Annotated in this window: 13 protein-coding genes; all 13 read right to left on the bottom strand. The window is 47.5% G+C overall.

The window, feature by feature from the left end; translation table 11 throughout:
- Window positions 1–1,473: 1,473 nt before the first annotated feature.
- Entirely contained in the window at window positions 1,474–3,354 is a 1,881-nt protein-coding gene (gene htpG / locus BMY78_RS02000; protein WP_063564526.1) for a molecular chaperone HtpG, read from the bottom strand.
- A gap of 1,286 nt (window positions 3,355–4,640) precedes the next feature.
- A complete protein-coding gene (nikC, locus tag BMY78_RS01995) occupies window positions 4,641–5,540 on the bottom strand; it encodes a nickel transporter permease (protein WP_090894195.1) in 900 nt (299 codons plus the stop codon).
- Window positions 5,541–5,564: 24 nt separating this feature from the next.
- On the bottom strand, window positions 5,565–6,569 hold the full coding sequence (locus tag BMY78_RS01990) for an ABC transporter permease (protein WP_090894193.1): 1,005 nt from the start codon (window positions 6,567–6,569) through the stop codon (window positions 5,565–5,567).
- Window positions 6,570–6,724: 155 nt separating this feature from the next.
- Complete coding sequence (locus BMY78_RS01985) at window positions 6,725–8,383, bottom strand: ABC transporter substrate-binding protein (protein WP_371129112.1); 1,659 nt, start codon at window positions 8,381–8,383, stop codon at window positions 6,725–6,727.
- 836 nt (window positions 8,384–9,219) lie between these two features.
- Window positions 9,220–10,158: a glycoside hydrolase family 25 protein gene (locus BMY78_RS01980; protein ID WP_090894191.1), complete on the bottom strand. Its 939-nt coding sequence runs from the start codon at window positions 10,156–10,158 to the stop codon at window positions 9,220–9,222.
- Window positions 10,159–10,543: 385 nt separating this feature from the next.
- Window positions 10,544–11,041, bottom strand: coding sequence for a phage holin family protein (locus tag BMY78_RS01975; protein ID WP_090894189.1), 498 nt, complete (start codon window positions 11,039–11,041; stop codon window positions 10,544–10,546).
- A 373-nt stretch (window positions 11,042–11,414) separates the two neighbouring features.
- A complete protein-coding gene (locus BMY78_RS01970) occupies window positions 11,415–12,671 on the bottom strand; it encodes a pyocin knob domain-containing protein (RefSeq protein ID WP_090894187.1) in 1,257 nt (418 codons plus the stop codon).
- A complete protein-coding gene (locus BMY78_RS01965; RefSeq protein ID WP_090894184.1) occupies window positions 12,671–13,261 on the bottom strand; it encodes a YmfQ family protein in 591 nt (196 codons plus the stop codon). Before BMY78_RS01965 ends, BMY78_RS01970 begins: the two co-directional genes overlap by 1 nt.
- Before the next feature lie 134 nt (window positions 13,262–13,395).
- The gene (locus BMY78_RS01960) at window positions 13,396–14,535 is read right to left on the bottom strand and encodes a baseplate J/gp47 family protein (RefSeq protein ID WP_090894183.1); all 1,140 of its coding nucleotides are present in this window, start codon (window positions 14,533–14,535) and stop codon (window positions 13,396–13,398) included.
- 4 nt (window positions 14,536–14,539) lie between these two features.
- Window positions 14,540–14,995 carry a DUF2634 domain-containing protein gene (locus BMY78_RS01955; RefSeq protein WP_090894182.1) on the bottom strand — a complete coding sequence of 152 codons (456 nt, stop codon included), beginning with the start codon at window positions 14,993–14,995 and terminating at the stop codon, window positions 14,540–14,542.
- Entirely contained in the window at window positions 14,988–15,398 is a 411-nt protein-coding gene (locus BMY78_RS01950; RefSeq protein ID WP_090894179.1) for a hypothetical protein, read from the bottom strand. The genes BMY78_RS01955 and BMY78_RS01950 overlap by 8 nt, the downstream gene beginning before the upstream one ends.
- Window positions 15,391–16,377: an XkdQ/YqbQ family protein gene (locus BMY78_RS01945; RefSeq protein ID WP_090894177.1), complete on the bottom strand. Its 987-nt coding sequence runs from the start codon at window positions 16,375–16,377 to the stop codon at window positions 15,391–15,393. Before BMY78_RS01945 ends, BMY78_RS01950 begins: the two co-directional genes overlap by 8 nt.
- Entirely contained in the window at window positions 16,374–17,003 is a 630-nt protein-coding gene (locus BMY78_RS01940; protein ID WP_064641062.1) for a LysM peptidoglycan-binding domain-containing protein, read from the bottom strand. Before BMY78_RS01940 ends, BMY78_RS01945 begins: the two co-directional genes overlap by 4 nt.
- Window positions 17,004–17,016: the final 13 nt, after the last annotated feature.

Genomic DNA, 17,016 nt, shown 5'->3' with positions numbered 1-17,016 from the left:
AGATGTTTGAACATAGAAGAGGATCTTTGAATTCCAGAGTGGGAATCAATCTTATTAAATAGTAAGAATTCAAGAACGGAAGCAATCCTTTTATAATTTAGGATAGCTAAAATTGCGGAGAAATATATTAGTATTTGACAATACCTATCTCTTAAATGATAACGCAAAACTCTATACATGAAATAAATTAATATTCCTAAAAATGCGGTTGAAGAGGTCGATAAAATTAATGCTATTAGCATGGGAATGTGGAATAAAGGTTTGCGTAAATGTATTGCGAATATCCAGAGAGGTAATACAGTTAGCGCGAAAGCGCTTGGCTCTCCTGTTAGACTCTTCATCCTGAGTGTATCTATTCCAAAAGCATCAGTTCTCTGACTCATGCTCCCCAATCTAGGATTACCGTTAATATCTAAAGCAAATACTCTGTTACTTAAAAAGTCTCCAGTTGTTCCAAATAGTAAATAATAAAACCATTCGTAAAACCCATAAATAAGAAATATAGAAGTGCCTATGAATATGTACTTATTCCACTCCTTCTTGTAAAAGTACTTAGTGTAAAAGCAAATTATTGAAGCAGCAATAAGATAAATGGATTGAGTAAATAGGCTCGATCTTAAAAAAACATGCCCATTTTCGTTAACTAATATAACATTGTGTACGAAATTGTAGTCATATCCTCCATTCATTTTGAATAAGACAGTTAATTGTGCTAAGGCGTTAAATAACGTTAACACGTAAACAAAAATAATTAAGTCTCTATAAAAATAATTGGTTACCTGTTTAACTTCCATATTGTTTTTGAATTTTAGACTAATAGCAAATAAAAGCACAAAAACAACTGATAACAAGGATAAAAGTAGCCCAGGCGTTGTTCCTGGATTTGAAGGCATTAAAACCCAAGAATTTATAGGTAAAACAATGGCCCATATTTTAAAATAATTATCAAAAGGTTTAGGGGCGGATAATACTTTAATATACTTTCACCTCTCAATATCGCTTTTGATACAAATTGTATCACTGAGGATAGTATGTATCAATACCAAAGAAATTTTTCTGTAAAAATAGTTTTATTCATTTTCAAAAAATTGCATCAGTAAGAACCACTATCCATAACACATGACCTACCTACATAGCCTCACTTTGTTATTATCACGAATTGTAAAATGAGATGCGACAGTTCCTCTATGAAAGTTCATATTCGGACAATTCAAATACATGAAATATCGCTGTTCTCTCCAGTATCATCCGCCTCTTCACTACTTCCGCTGTTTTTATTAACAAATCCTGATGTCTACAGTAAAAAATCCGACAGGAAGGAAATACCCTGTCGGAGTGCAGATAGTGGTTGCAAGGGTTAGGCCGTTGCAGGTTACAGAAAGAACTCTACCGTACCTTAAACCCTTACGTTACGTAAAATGTTGTAACCTAGCTTTCTTGTTACACCGTTATATCACTGCAGTATTGCGGATTTTAAACCATAACCTTGCAGATATCGTTGGTGAACTCAACCGGGTCTTGAATTGGCAGTCCTTCAATCAGCAATGCTTGATGATACAGCAAGCTTGTGTAAAGGCTCAGTTTTTCTTTATCCTGTGCAAATGCGTCTTTCAAGGATTTGAAGACATCGTGATTTACGTTGATCTCCAGCACTTTGTCCGCCTGTACATTTTCACTGTTCGGCATAGCTTTCAGGATTTTCTCCATCTCAATCGTCAGCTCACCTTCGGTGGACAAACATACCGGGTGGCTTCTGAGGCGTTTGGAAGCTTTAACAGCTTTTACTTTGCCGCCGAGCTGTGCTTGCATCGCTTCGAACAACTCTTTGTTGTCGTTGTCCTGTGCGTCCGTCTCTTCTTTATCTGCACTGTCCTCGATGCCCAGGTCACCGCTGGAGATGGATTTGAATTCTTTTTCTTTGTAATTCGTGATCATCTTGATTGCAAACTCATCGATGTCGTCGGTGAAGTACAAGACTTCATAACCTTTATCGAGTACACCCTCGATCTGCGGCAGCTTCTCAATCCGCTCAATGGATTCACCCGATGCGTAGTAAATGTACTTCTGATCTTCCGGCATTCTGGAAACGTATTCGTCCAGGCTCACCAGCTTCTTCTCTTTGGAAGACGAGAACAAGAGCAGATCCTGCAGGGTGTCTTTGTTCACGCCATAGTCGCTGTATACGCCATACTTCAACTGACGGCCAAATGCTTGATAGAATTTCTCGTAATTCTCACGCTCGTCCTTGAGCAAGCTTTGCAGTTGGCTCTTGATCTTGTTTTTGATGTTCTTCGCGATCAGACTGAGCTGACGGTCGTGTTGCAGCATTTCACGGGAAATGTTCAAGGACAGATCTTCCGAATCCACCATACCTTTTACAAATCCGAAGTAATCTGGCAGCAAATCACCGCATTTGTCCATGATCAATACACCGTTAGAGTACAGTTCAAGGCCTTTTTCATACTCTTTTGTATAATAATCAAACGGTGTGTTCTCCGGGATAAACAGGATTGCATTGTATACCACTGCGCCATCCGCGCTGATGTGCAGATGTTTGAGCGGTTTGTCAAAACCGTAGCGTTTTTCCATATAGAAGTTGTTGTAATCTTCTTCGGTCAGTTCGCTTTTATTTTTACGCCAGATCGGCACCATGCTGTTCACGGTTTGTTCTTCTTTGTACTCTTCGAATTCGTTCTCTGTACCCTCTTTTGCACGCTGACCAGTCACATCCATCTTGATCGGGTAGCGAATAAAGTCAGAGTATTTCTTGATGATGGATCTCAGGCGGTATTCTTCCAAAAATTCGTCATACGAATCTTCTTCGGTATTTTGTTTGATCGTCAGGACGATTTCCGTACCCACGGAATCTTTCTCTGCTGGAGAGATCGTGTATCCGTCCGCGCCTTCGGATTCCCATTTCCATGCTTCGTCGCTGCCCAGCGTTTTACTGGTTACCGTCAACTTGTCCGCCACCATAAATGCGGAGTAGAAACCAACCCCGAATTGTCCGATGATGTTGTGTCCGTCTTTGGCTTCATTCTCTTTCTTGAACGCCAGCGAGCCGCTTTTTGCGATAACCCCCAGATTGTTCTCCAGCTCTTCCTGGGTCATCCCGATTCCTGTATCAGTGAGCGTGAGCGTACGGTTCTCTTTGTCGATGGTAAGCTTGATGTAGTAGTCCTCTTTGTTGAAAACTAGTGTGTCGTCCGTCAGTGCTTTGTAATATATTTTGTCAATGGCGTCGCTGGAGTTGGAGATCAGTTCTCTCAAAAAGATTTCTCTTTGGGTGTAAATGGAGTTGATCATCATATCCAGCAAGCGTTTGGATTCAGCCTGGAATTCTTTTTTAGCCATGAATGGGTGTCTCCTTTCAAATTGGGGATAGAATGATTGGGTTAAATATAGAAAGTAAACCTTTGAATACTCCCATGCAGAATGTTACGTTACTAGAAAAGCCTTCAATCGCTTTGATCCCTAGATTTTTTTGATTCACTCTATTCCTCATTTAAAATAAGCGCATGATTTTGTGCGGTCTAGCCGTTCCGGTTACGAATCGTTCTTTCGATCGCTGTTATCCCCTAATTTCCTTGATCTCCTTTTAAAAAGGGAGAAATTAGGGGATAAAGGCGAACGCTTCGCTTCTACAGAATCGATTTCGTCCCCTTCACTATTGCCGAACCATTCACCAACTGATTTTAAACATTGAGATTTTAATCAATTGAAAATCTATTGATCATTCTTTCGCGTACCAGGCTTTTTCTGGCTCATTCCACTCTCATGTCCTATTCAAAGTTAACTTAATCCATATTCAAAAACACAATCATTCCATATGTAGTCGTGCAGTAAAAACATCATTTGTTAGCACTCTGATGATCGGAGTGCTAAACCCTTCCTTTTATATAACATATGGGAAAATTGGGTGTCAATACGATGGCGGTTATTTTAACAAAATCATCGAATAACACTTCAAGTTTTGCACATCTCTAACCATTTTAGCTCAATACATCATGCAACACAAAAGCCGCCTCGAACCAAAGTTCGAACCGGCTTGGAGACAGATTGTAATAAGTATGTTGGAAGAGTAGTTAGTATCACATCTTTCCCCTCTAATGTATTTTGAAGGGTCATCCACCTTGCTGTGTAGCAACAGGCGCACTGGTTGACTAACTTAGGGGCGGTTGATAATGGCAAGCCCACGCTAAGGAACCTCACTGACGTTAATTGGTCCCTTTAAGATGTTTTCATATTCTAACAAATCGTAGACACGCTATTTCTTACCTTTAGTCGACCTTTGGAGACTTTCCGCAGGTTTTTCGTAAAATAGCGTGTTTGAAAGTCGTTAGACTGGGAGATGGGCAGTAAATCGCAGAATAAGGCTTCCTAAGTTCGTTAGATTTGGAACAGAAGTTGGATTACAGCTACAAATTACACTTACATTTAGCGTTGGCGTTCAAGCTGCGTTACAGCAAAAGTTAGAGTTACAGAGGTCGGTTATACATTTAGGTTACGGTTACGGTTACGGTTACGGTTACGGTTACGGTTACGGTTACGGTTACGGTTACGGTTACGGTTACGGTTACGGTTACGGTTACGGTTACGGTTACGGTTACGGTTACGGTTACGGTTTGAGATGCAAACCTCTACTTTTTGGCCATCTTTGGATCAAGGGTATCGCGCAAACCGTCCCCGAGCAAGTTGAAACCAAGCACGGTGAACATGATGGAAAGTCCGGGAAAAATAAGCGTCCACGGCGCTTTTTGCAGAAACTGGCGGGAATCCGACAGCATTTTGCCCCATTCCGGGTCAGGTGGTTGCGCACCCATGCCGAGGAATCCAAGTGCAGCCGCTTCAATAATCGCTGTTCCAATCCCCAGTGTGCCTTGTACGATGAGCGGAGTGAGACTATTGGGCAAGATGTGGAGGAACAGAATTCGCATATTGCCAGCCCCCAGCGTACGCGCTGACGTAATGAATTCCTCCTGTCTCAAGCTAAGTACCCTTGAACGCACCAGTCGTCCGTAGGTCGGGATGTTCACGATCGCTATCGCGAGCAGTGCATTTTGCAAAGACGGGCCGAGAATCGCCACAATGGCGATTGCCAGCAGGATAGCGGGGAAAGCGAGCAGGATATCGAACAAACGCGAGATGAGCATATCAGCCCATTTTCCATAATATCCAGCAATCAGACCGAGCAATGCGCCCGCAATAATAGAGCCAATAACAGAAAAGAAACCAACCCACAATGAAATGCGCGCTCCATGCAGCACTCTGGAAAATACGTCACGCCCCAGATCATCGGTACCAAACCAATGCTCTGCCGAAGGGGCCTGCAGACGATCCGTAAGCACCTGCTCTTTGTAATCATACGGGGCAATATACGGGGCAGCGAAGGCCAGCAGGATGAAAAAAACGATAATAATCAAGCCTGCCAGCGCAAGCCGATTTTTCCGAAACGTTCTCCAGGCTTCCCGCCACGGACCCGATGCAGGTGCCGACGCGGCGTCAATGGAAGCTCCGGTATTGGTCGATAATTTGGCCATGCGGCGTCTCCCTTCTGTTCATACTCATTTATAACTAATGCGAGGATCGAATACGGCGTACAGTAAGTCTACAATCAGATTAATCACTACGAAGAAGAAGGCCACAATCAGGATGCCGCTCTGGATCACCGGATAGTCGCGCGAACTAATTGCTTCATATATATAGCGACCGACACCGGGCCAAGCAAAGATCGTTTCCGTCAGCACGGCTCCCCCCAGCAAAGATCCGGTCTGTATGCCGATGACGGTGAGCACGGGAATAAACGCATTTTTCAACGCATGTCCATATACGACGAAAAACGGGCCGAGTCCCTTTGCCTTCGCGGTTCGGATATAGTCCGAACTCATTACTTCGAGCATGCTGGAACGCGTCATCCGGGCAATAACCGCCATCGGAATCGTGCCGAGCGCGATACTTGGCAGCAGCAAATGTTTCGTAACCGTCCACAGCTGATCCCAACGTCCGGCAATCATCGTATCGAGCACATACAAGCCCGTAATGGCTTCAACCGGATCACGTGCATTCATCCTGCCGATGGACGGCAACCAGTGCAGTTTATTCGCAAACAGCCACTGCTCCATCAGCCCAAGCCAGAAGATTGGCATCGATACACCCACCAATGCTATGACCATACAGCAGTAATCGAACCACGAGTTATGTTTCCACGCACTGACAATCCCGGCATTCACGCCAATAATGATCGCAAACAGCATACTCGCCATCGTTAATTCGAGGGTCGCTGTCAGATAGGGCACAATTTCCTGGGCAATGGGAACCTTGGTGCGGATGGATGTGCCCAGATCTCCCTTAAACAGATCGCCCAGATAAGCAAAATATTGTTGAAACCAGGGTTTGTCCAGTCCAAGCTGGTCACGCAGAGCTTGCTTGGATTGTTCGGTTGCCTTTTGCCCGAGTATGGTCTCCGCCGGATCACCCGGAATGGCGTGGATAATGGAAAAGACGATCAGGGTCATGCCCAGCAGTACGGGCAGTAACACGAGTATACGTTTGACGATGTAACTGTTCACTCCTCATTCACCTGCCTTTAACGTATAAAAAGCGCTGGCAGACATGCATGCTTTAGATCGTTACATCCTGATGTGGGTTCTGCCAAGCAATGCGTGTACGCCAGCGCTCTGTAACTATTGAATCCTGATAATACTAAATTCAGCTCGTATATAAGTTATTCAAAGTAGGCATTGGCATAAGATTCCGTGCCCAATGGGGACGGTACGAAATCCTTCAGGTTCGCTTTACCTGCCAGAATAGGCGTGGTGTGCACAAGTGGAATCCATGGAGCATCTTGCTTAATAATCACTTGCGCTTGCTTGTACAGTTCCGCACGTTTGTCCTGATCCGTTTCTTTCTGCGCACTCGTCAGCAACGTATGCAGTTCTTCGTTTACGTAGAAGCTGCGGTTGTTGCCCGGGATTGCATCCTTATCGAGCAGCGTGTACAGGAAGTTATCCGGGTCACCGTTATCACCGGTCCAGCCGAGCATGTAAATATCGTCTTTCTCCCCGGCTTTGGCATCATCCAGATACGTTGCCCACTCTGGTGATTCAATGTTGACGGTCACTCCGATTTTCTCAAAATCGGCCTGGATCGCTTCGGCAACCTTCTTGCCGTCAGGCATATACGGCCGGGATACTGGCATGGCATAGAATGTTACCGGATCAGGCAATCCGTCAGGGTAGCCAGCTTCGGCAAGCAACGCTTTTGCTTTTTCCAGATCATAAGCATAGTCCTCAATACTATCGTTATACCCCCACAGCGTTGGCGGCATCGGGTTCACCGCTGGCTGCGCTTGTCCCGCAAAAAAAGCATCAATAATGCCCTGTTTGTTTACCGCATGGTTGAGGGCTTGTCTTACTTTCACGTTATCAAACGGTTTTTTCTTAAAATTGAAACCAATGTAGGCCACGTTAAATGGTGGACGCTCGATTTTTTGCAGTTCGCTATTTCCCTCAAGAATGGACAGATCATCCGGGTTCAGATCCTCCATGATATCAATCTCGCCGTTTTGCAGCGCATTGAAGCGAGCCGTGTTATCTGGAATGGAGCGCACAATCACTTTGTTCAGCCTCGGCAGTCCCTCTTTCCAATAATTCGGATTCTTCTCCAGGGTGATAGAGTCGTTCCGCTTCCACTCTTTGAATACAAATGGGCCTGTGCCTACTGGCTCGCTCTTGAAATTTTCCTTTTTCTCCTGAATCGCAGTTGGACTTGCAATGCCAAATGGCGTCATCGCAATGTTTTGCAGGAAAGGCGCTTGTGGCTGGTTCAGGGTGAACTCGACCGTTGTCTCGTCAATCGCCTTCACTTCCTTAATCACGCGTCCATCTTCCGGACCAAACATAGAGTCATAATAGTCGAAGGAATCTCCCTCGAATTTATATTCACTGGCTGGATCACTCCATCGGTTGAAGTTGAACACCACAGCCTCTGCGTTGAAGTCAGTACCATCGTGGAATTTCACGCCGGACTTCAGCTTGAAGTCATACTTGAGTCCATCCGCCGAAATCTCCCAGCTCTCAGCCAGCCCAGGAACAACCTCGGTTCCACCTTCTTTGTAATCCAGCAATGAATCGAATACCTGATGTCCAATCTTTAGTGACTCCCCGTCTGTAACAATTGCCGGGTCCAGCGCCACCGAATCTCCGCCGCGTCCCATAATCATCGTATCCTGTGCTGCCACTTCTGCCGGAGGCTCGCTACCCTCCGCCGGAGCGGGGGAATTGCCTGTACCCTCGTTACTGGCGCTGGAGCAGCCTGACAAAATCAACACTGTGCTCATGGCCATTGCCATGACCCCGGATAACCACTTTTTTCTCATTCGCATACGTACAACACCCTTCCCTGTCTCATAATGTGTGTGATACTGGCGTGAAAAAACTCCAATGATTACAATCGATCGGTTTGGTGCCTTGTATCATATGAAAGGCTTTAGATGCCTTTGATACCTGTAATGTAAATCCGGATATGTTAAATCATATATATGAAGTGTAAAACGGAATGTAACCGTACACATTTTGTTAGTTTTTTCGGATGATGTGGCGAGTAATAAATGCCGGTGGTCGTTGCGTAATAATTGAACTTAGGTCAATAAGCAACAGCAGAATGGTATCGACTTGGTGGTGGCTTAACAAGGCTGATTTAGATAGAACGGTAGAGTTGTTTGGAATGGAGTTTGCTTAAGGCTTGACTTAGGGCTTGACTTGAAGTTAAACGTCATGGCTAAAATGTAATGGCTTAAAATCCAATGGTGGCAATTAGGTCGCAATTAGATGGAACAGAAAGTTGGTAAACAGAACATTTTAGTGGTTTCTCAAACAGGTTGGGTTGGATTGTTTCAAAACGTTGTGAGATTGATCTAGAGATGTTGGATTTTACAACAGGGAGACATTACAATAACTTTTCATGTTAAAGTCTTGTCATGATGAGGAGGATTGCGTAAATAAACAGTGGTGAAAATCGATTTCGTGTAACTTACTTTACATCACATTCATCAATTAGACAAGAGATTTACGGACATAAGTCTTCAACTTTATTATATATGTTAATATCATTTACATAAAACACAAAAAAGGAACACCATTCGACAAATAGCGTCGTGTGTCCCTTGTTGTGTTCTCTCTTTTATAACTAGGTCTAACTTATATTTTAAGTTATGTCAGCTTATTTTTTGAATAAACCTCTGCGGTACATGACCGTGATAAAACGGTAAAAATCATAACTCGCCCCACTATCGATGCTGAACAGCGGATTTTTGGTGTCATATGCCAGCGCTGCGTCCACGGCAGCTTTTGCCCAGACTGGAACTTCCATCTGCTGGCGCGCCTGCAGTTTATCGACCTGGGATTTCAGCGCATCAAACGCTGCTTTCTCTTCGGCTGTCATCGGTTCGCCCCCTTTCGGTGGTTCGGTTGGATTCGTGGGATTGGTCGGTTCGGATGGCTCTGGCGGCTTTGGTGTTGCTGTTGCATATCTTGCTCTCAATTCCGCTGCCGATCCTTGGAACTCGTTCATATCCACGTTGCCGCTGATCCCGTTCACCTTGCCCGAATCCGTATACTGCCAGAACGTCCAACGTTTCCATGCCGGCTGGTCATCCGGTACACGTGTGTTGCTGTAACGTGCAATCCATAGATCGTATGAGCTGAGTGATGTGTCAAAATTCCCGGCAAATGAATTGCCCGTGTATATGATCGGTTTCACACCCGTGAGACGTTGCAATTCCGTTAAAAATGCCTTAGCTACCGTGTTGATCTGAGCTTTGCTCAGGTTACCCGGATTGTTCTCGTAGTCCATGACAGGAGGTAATTGCAGCGCCTTGGCGCCTCCTACTTTTTGCAGTGCCGTGGCATAATGCGCCGCCTCAGCCTTCGCACCATCGGTAGTCGTTGCGCGGAAAAAATGGTATGTCCCCACCAGCATGCCCGCCGCCAGTGCGCCAGTCACATTGGTTTGGAAATTCGGATCGGTATACGTCTGCCCTTCAGTCGCCTTGATGAACACAAACGTCATGCCGCTAGCCTTCACTTTGGCCCAATCGATCGTGCCCTGATAACGGGAGACATCAATGCCCTGCGTGTTGCCCGAGCTTCTCGTTTGCATGTTTCTCACACCCTTTATGCGGCAAATTGCCGTTTGTATATAGTTAATGCTTGGGGATCAGGGGTTGCTTGTGTGCATGTCCCTGATGTGTTTGAAATGAACTAAGCCTTGTTCACCCGGACACTCCGATGACAGAATAACCTTCCAATCGCTGTTATCCCCGGATTTTTTTGACTCTCTTTATAAATGGGGAAATCCGGGTATAAAGGCGACCGCTTCGCTTTTTCAGGTTTTTTCTGTCCTCTCCGTTATTGTGTGGAATGTTTAAGTTCAATCTGTATAGCCGCCTAATGTAGCCTTGCTTATTTATATTAGTTCTGTTTAATCCGACATTCGTACTGATCAACAAACGCTTAATATAACTATACACTCGCAATATTAAACGTTACTTAACGTTATCTTTGGTTGTCGGTGATTCTGTGACCTCCGATTCTGGATGGGAAGAAGCATCTTTGGGATTCAGAGAGAAGTTACCGGGGAGTTCCCCGGTTCCCCCCTTACCCTTGAGCACTTCAATGGCTTGCCGAATCACCGGTGGAATTGGTGCGCCCAGTTTGCCCCCGTTCTCAATAATGGACAACAACTCATTTGCGATATAAAAAAAGGCGACCGCATCCCTGAACAAATGTCCGTCTCCCAGAACACCGTCCACCAGATGAGCCACCGATACCATTGCAAATATAAATACCTTTCGTGCGATGCCGAACAGCCCGACATTACTCTCCAGCTTGCCAGTCATTCCTGCTGCCGCGATGCCGGTTAGGTAGTCGAGGATGACGAATACGAGCAATACGCCAAGCACGCCTGACCAGCCTCCGAAGAAGTAGGTTACTGAGCTGGTTATTAGAGCAAGGAGCCATTTCCATAGGGTTTCATGTTGCATGGTTTCGCCTCCCTATACAAGGTTTACGAGCTCACGTTCACTTCATGACAACAAGTCCATTTCCTAACATTACGTCTCTCATATTCTAATGTCTAATACCACAACATGCTCATTATTACATAGGTATAATCCTTGTGTTAGGAATGACTTACCTAATAGATCTTCTGTTGTCCTACATTTATGTTTATAGTGTTAACGATGTCCGCATTTTCACTATGCACCACCGCAATTAGACAAATAGACTTTTGATAAACATTAAAATGAGTGCGATCACAATGAGAGTACAGTATAACCGGTATCTGCCCACAACGTCACACCTTTCCATATCCCCTTTGTTTTCAGTTATCTCTGTATGTCTCTCTGTATGTTGTCATCAAGTTGTTAGCAATCGAATATCGGTTCCCCAACTACCTGCATTCCACACGCTGCTATATACGGCATTAGCATACACTCCTAAAATCATATCGCGTGAACTGTCAAAACCAGCAGGCTTTGCTTCTGCTCCATAAGTAGATATAGAACCGACATTATTAGCAGGCGTAACTTCATTAAGCGCCCAGTTATCTTTAGCACTTAAATATAAAGAAGTGGCAGTGCCTGCGACTAAATTTATTTGCATTCCATAGACCGACACAGCCACTTGGCCTACCCCTCCCCATGCAGATGGTGTCAGCTTCCAAAAAAGTCCGTTTGCGTCTTTTAAGGCAAATGAAATTTGCCCTCCATAGCTTGAACTTATACGCAAGGACCATTGACTTGACCCCGACACAGGCGCCAATGATACCGTCTTTACATTAGCCGGGATCGTTACTAAGTTTCGCACCCAAGCAGTTTGATTCGCTGGCACATTAACATCTGTATAACTTAAAGCTGGTACTGAGGCTGAATACACCCCCGTCTGTATCGCCTGTACCTTAGCCGACAACTGCGCCCATGTGTCATTTGTGGATGCACTTCCACCCTTGGCGTTAATGGCACCCACGATCCCATTTTTAGCATCAACGCCAGATTGAAAAACGTCAGGACTCCAAGGACCCCATATACCACCAGACTTTACACGCATCCGATATGTGTAAGACCTGTCCAATGGATAGGCTACTTGAGTTGCGTAAGAGCTGTCGTGCTTTAACACTTCAAGATGCCACCAACCGGAGTCAGGCGCGTTGACAATACCCACTCCCCTGTAAAAACCTGTAGACATATCACTATTGATATCGTAGCCGGAACTTAGCATCATTGTACTACCGTCGTCAGCAGTAACCCTGACTCTTTGCCAAGGCTTAGCATTTATATAGTCTCTAGCATTGGTTTCAGCCGCATTCGACTTTGTTGCCGCGTCCGTAGCCGCGGCGTTAATCGCCGCCACTCTCGCATCCCTAACTGCCCTCTCCGTCGCCGCCACCGTCTCAGACGTGCCGTCCGTCTTACTCGACAACTGCACCTTCCCCTTCTGCGTCAACGATGCATCAGGAATATCCATCTGACTCACCGCTTCACGAAGCGTATCCAAATCCGCTTGCGTCGCAACGCCTGCATCAATCTTCTCAAAAATTCCATTAATACTCTCCCTGGTTACATTCTCATTCCCCAAGGGCAGAGGCAATTTCAGTCGATTCGTTTCTTGTGGCATTACGCCCACACCTCCAGTTCATTCCACGTCAGAGACGCGGCGTCCAGTTCATCCCAGGTCATCTGTTTACTGTCCAGGTCGTCCCAGATCAGATAGTGATACTCATATTCCACATCCATGTGCGCCGGTTTTAGTTCATCAATCGCACGTTTGAGATCATCGATATTGGGCGGGATGCCCATCGTGTCCACAAAGCTCACCGTAAAGCTCCACGCTTCCGGCTGAAACGTTACATCCACCTTGCCTCCGGCGTACGCCTCAGCCACATTCGCAACCAATTTCCCCGAAAACTTCCCTGCACCACGCAGCTTGGACTCCACCACGGCACGCCGCTGATCCACAGGTTTGAGACGATCCATCTCAAGGCCAAGTTCCTGCTCCCACAAATCCAGGCCCCACGTCGCCGTACGGACAAAAAACTGATCCAATGTCTCATCCAGCGCCTGATACAGCAGATCCAGCTCGGATCCTTTGGTCTGCATATCCGCCTGCATGACGCGCGAAGTCTCGTAATACCGTGGCAAATACGAGAACAACTCCCGCCCTTTCTCACTCGTCAGTCCAACATCTACAATAGAAGGAGCACTCATGCCCTGTCCCCTCCCTTCCTTGCACATCATCATGGAACGTCTCGCTCACGAGCTTCAATCCGGATCGGCGTTCTCCCAATCTTCCTTGGTCTCCGCACTCCCCAATTACTTCCTCATCCACCATCTGCCCCACACTACTCATGCACATCCACCGTCCCCAACACCGCCACCTGACTCGCTTTCATCTCGATATTCTGGTCGCTCACACCGTTCACGGTCAGCTCCGAATAGTCGATAATGGGTGGAATGTCGAGCAGGATTGCCGCAATACGGGTGTAGCGCACAAGTGGATCGGCAAAAGCCAACTGTTTCAAATACGCGGTCACCCCGCGTTCGATCAACGCTCGTACATCTGCCAGTGTTGCATCACTTGCAAGAGTCAGCTTCACCTGAATGTTCATCGGCACTTCCTCTGCTGGCATCACGGTCACCACCGGACCAGCAGGAGCAACGCCTTCACCCTGTCCATCCTGCGTTGGATCTACGTATTTCTGCACCGCCGCTACCAGATCGCCACCCGCGGCACGTTTGTCCGTATCCAGCAAATACAATCCCACCGTGCCCGGCCCTTGCCATAACGGAATAACCCGCGTTGCACCAACACCTGGCACTTCACTGGCCCATTGCACATATTGCGATTTGTTACCGCTTGTCCCCTGATTGCGGACTTTGGCATAAAAGCGTTCCAGCAGCGCCGTATCTGCCTCAACATCCGCACCGCCTTTAATCACCTCAACATTAGTTACAGACGTAACGCCACTCACTGGTGTGGACAGCACAGTTACCGTGCCCGCAGGCACATTACTTTCTTTTCCGGCAACAAGCGCTCGCACGCCTACCACCCCGGAGCCCTCTGCATCCAGTTCCAAACGCCCCACCGTTTCATATTCGAGCGAAGCTTCAGCAGATACTTCATCCGCGAGCGTAGCCACGACCGTTCCCGCAGGCACCACTTTCCCCGGCGCACCTACGAACCTCACCGAACCTTGTGACGCCACCGCAGCCCGCCGCATAAGGCCATGCTCTCCCGCGCGCAGATCCAGCTCTTCCGAACGAAAATTCGGATCACTGCTCGCCGCAGTACTCGCAAAGCCGCGCCGCAGCAGTTCCTGCGCCCAGAGCGCCGCCTCAGACAGCATAAACGCTACCGGGGCCTCCGCATCCCACAGGAACGAACCCTCCGACTTATCCAGATCCGCGGGCAAACGATCCAGCATACGCTGCATAATCTGTTCCTCCGTCTGGTCCTCCAAATAACGCGGAATCTCAGCCATCCCGTCAGATCACCTCACTTTCCAAAATAAACATCTCTTCCTGCACACTCGCCACCCGGCACGAAAACATGCACTGCTCCCGATTCCAATCAAACGTGAACTGGTCCACCGAATCCGTGCGTGGATCAGCCAGCAGCGTCTCCGTAACCATCCGGGTGATCTCACTTTCCATCACACCCCGGCTGTCACCCTGACCAACCAACTCATCCAGCTCCGATCCATAGTTTCGAGAATAGATCACATGTCTGTACCGCGGCGTCTTCACTGCTTTGATACACCACTGTATCCAGGCTTCATGCGCACCCGCCGCAGCGACTTTGCCACTTGGAGTCAGCACAAAATCCCCCGCATCGTAATCGAATCGCCAGCCCCGTCCAAATCTCACCTCTTCCGAAGCCGCCCCCGACAGATCTTCCTCATCTCCCCATACCACACCCGTTTCCGGGAACAAACTAGGCATTCGCACTCACCACCTTACACAGCACCACAATGTCGTTACCGCCATTCACCCGCATCGCCAGCACACGGTCACCAGCTTTCAAGCCTTTCCCCAGAGACCACACCGCTTCTTCCACTTCCCCTTTTTGTAAAAGAAACCGTCCCGTTCCCGTCGTTCCGCCGTTTGCCACGTCAGGTATACCGGAAATCGCGCCAGCAGCCTCGCGCTCCGGCAGTCCAAGCGTGCCCGGCAGCTCGGCCACGAGATAGTCCTGCACTTCGTGCTTGAAATCATCCAGCTTCACGCCGGATGAAGTCATTGTACCCAACACCGCGCCAAGGCCACTCACAGCCTGACGGGTTTGTGTGCTCATCGCCCCCCGCATGACCTCGGCAAAATGCCCATACGGATCATCTTTATTCAAGGTAAACCCTCCTTTTCACCATCTCGACAGTACCCAGCTCCAACGTCATCGTTCCAGGTCCAGCGGACAGATCACGGCTAACCGACATGACGATCAATTTCAGCCCTTTGAGCAGCACCACGTCTCCGGCACGAATCGTATTCACATCTGGTGCAGATACGGTAAAGGTCTCCTGAATACCCGTCAGACGGCTTTTCGCCAGCTTCTTGGCAGCAGTCGCTGTTTTCACCTGATCGTCCTCGATCAGCTTTTGCAGCGTGCCCAGCTCGGCTACACCAGCCTGCTCAATCGCGAGCACTTTGGAAGGAACCTCTTTGCCGCTGCTGGACTCCGAGGCCGCCATCACTTTAACTTTGGTGACCGCACCTTCGAGCGTACGCATCTGGGTCAGATCAATCAGTCGATCCAGCTCGTGCACCTTCGCATTACTGCCAACCTTGAATAACTGCAACCCGCCGGGCGTCATCCGCGGATGATACATATCCCCACCGGATTTCACCGTTTCCTTCAGATCGGCAAACATCATCGAAAAAATCGTCTGCGACCGATACACCGCTTTGCTCAGCTTCGTTTTGGTGTCCGGTAGCGCGGCGTATGGAATTTTCCATTCCTTGGCATACGCTTTGAGTCGCTGCGTGGCAGTCTGGTCTTTCGGCAGCAGGAACTCGTCCTCTGATTTTTCCAGATAAATCATCCGGTCGTAGACGGTCAGGGACAGTCGCTTGGTGCCGCTGTTGGAGCTTTCCACTTCCCAGATGACCGCAGGGTGCAGCAAGTGAACCATGGATTTTTCGCCAAAAGGAATCCCGCTGATCCGCACCGCCATACCCGGTGAGATCGAAGGCAGACCTGAAGACGCAGACACCGCCAGCCGGATGTTGGCCTGATAGGCAATCTGGTCGAGCGAGTCCTTCAGCGAAATCGTCTCCACCAGCTTGGTGATGTCATATTTGTCGTCGACAATGACCTTGTAGGTCATGGCATCACCAACTTTTGCCCCGGCTTGATCCGGTTCGGATCACTGCCGATGGTCTTCACATTGAGCTTATAAATCTCGTTCCATTTGGAACTGCTGCCCAGCTCAAGCTTTGCTATTTTGGACAGGGAATCGCCAGATTTGACGGTGTAGGTCTTACTGCTCGTTTTCAGATCCGTACGAGAACCTGACTTGCTCGCAGACGTTGCACCGCCAACCTTCTCCACTTTGGAATCCCGCCACGTTCGCAGCGTAATGTCAAAGTAAATATCCCCGCTCTCACCGCCTCGGAAGGTGGTATTGTGGGAGATCAGATACACGGGCACGTTCACCCCCGTGTTGGTAATGATGAAGCGCAGCGGCTTTTTCGATACCAGAAACGTATTCAGCATATTCATTGCTACACGCGGATCAGGCAAAGGCTCGTACATGCAATAGGACGCATCATATTCTTTGGGAAAAAAAGAAGAGAAGGTGATCTCCTTCACCTTCTCCCCCTGCGCAAAATCAAACTCGCCATACTCCAGCATATTAATCGTTTCATACCCTTTGGAACGGGAGATCGTCAGTTCTTCCGGTTTCACCGGAAATTGAAACTTCGTTTTCCCATCGATCAGGGTAAATTCCATTTTTACACCTTCC

It is taken from the genome of Paenibacillus sp. OK076, assembly GCF_900110055.1.
Lineage (GTDB): Bacteria > Bacillota > Bacilli > Paenibacillales > Paenibacillaceae > Paenibacillus.
This window is presented reverse-complemented; position numbering and strand designations above follow the sequence as displayed.

Coding starts and splice junctions, on each gene's coding strand:
- htpG (WP_063564526.1), bottom strand. CDS start 3,354: ATGGCTAAAAAAGAATTCCAGGCTGAATCCAAACGCTTGCTGGATATG.
- BMY78_RS01965 (WP_090894184.1), bottom strand. CDS start 13,261: ATGAGTGCTCCTTCTATTGTAGATGTTGGACTGACGAGTGAGAAAGGG.
- BMY78_RS01940 (WP_064641062.1), bottom strand. CDS start 17,003: ATGGAATTTACCCTGATCGATGGGAAAACGAAGTTTCAATTTCCGGTG.
- BMY78_RS01955 (WP_090894182.1), bottom strand. CDS start 14,995: ATGCCTAGTTTGTTCCCGGAAACGGGTGTGGTATGGGGAGATGAGGAA.
- nikC (WP_090894195.1), bottom strand. CDS start 5,540: ATGGCCAAATTATCGACCAATACCGGAGCTTCCATTGACGCCGCGTCG.
- BMY78_RS01960 (WP_090894183.1), bottom strand. CDS start 14,535: ATGGCTGAGATTCCGCGTTATTTGGAGGACCAGACGGAGGAACAGATT.
- BMY78_RS01970 (WP_090894187.1), bottom strand. CDS start 12,671: ATGCCACAAGAAACGAATCGACTGAAATTGCCTCTGCCCTTGGGGAAT.
- BMY78_RS01980 (WP_090894191.1), bottom strand. CDS start 10,158: ATGCAAACGAGAAGCTCGGGCAACACGCAGGGCATTGATGTCTCCCGT.
- BMY78_RS01945 (WP_090894177.1), bottom strand. CDS start 16,377: ATGACCTACAAGGTCATTGTCGACGACAAATATGACATCACCAAGCTG.
- BMY78_RS01975 (WP_090894189.1), bottom strand. CDS start 11,041: ATGCAACATGAAACCCTATGGAAATGGCTCCTTGCTCTAATAACCAGC.
- BMY78_RS01985 (WP_371129112.1), bottom strand. CDS start 8,383: ATGCGAATGAGAAAAAAGTGGTTATCCGGGGTCATGGCAATGGCCATG.